The organism is Neisseria sp. P0009.S008 (assembly GCF_051958615.1).
Classification (GTDB): Bacteria; Pseudomonadota; Gammaproteobacteria; order Burkholderiales; family Neisseriaceae; genus Neisseria; species Neisseria subflava.
Genome location: NZ_JBQCVG010000076.1, coordinates 1 through 260, shown reverse-complemented (window position 1 = coordinate 260; position 260 = coordinate 1). Strand labels below are relative to the sequence as shown.

The 260-nt window shown below is 48.1% G+C and carries 1 rRNA gene; it reads right to left on the bottom strand.

Features of this window, described 5'->3' with window-relative positions:
• Positions 1-260: ribosomal RNA gene (locus tag ACTHSQ_RS11330) — 16S ribosomal RNA — on the bottom strand; the annotation flags it as partial.

The following is a 260-nucleotide window of genomic DNA, read 5'->3' as shown; positions in this document are numbered from 1 at the left end:
ATCTAATCCTGTTTGATCCCCACACTTTCGTGCCTCAGCGTCAGTTACAGTCTAGTAAGCTGCCTTCGCTATCGGTGTTCTTGACGATATCTAAGCATTTCACCGCTACACCGTCAATTCCGCCTACCTCGTCTGTACTCAAGTTCCGCAGTATCAATGGCACCTCGACAGTTAAGCTGCCGTATTTCACCACTGACTTATGGAACCGCCTACGCACACTTTAAACCCAATAAATCCGAACAACGCTTGCCACCTTCGTA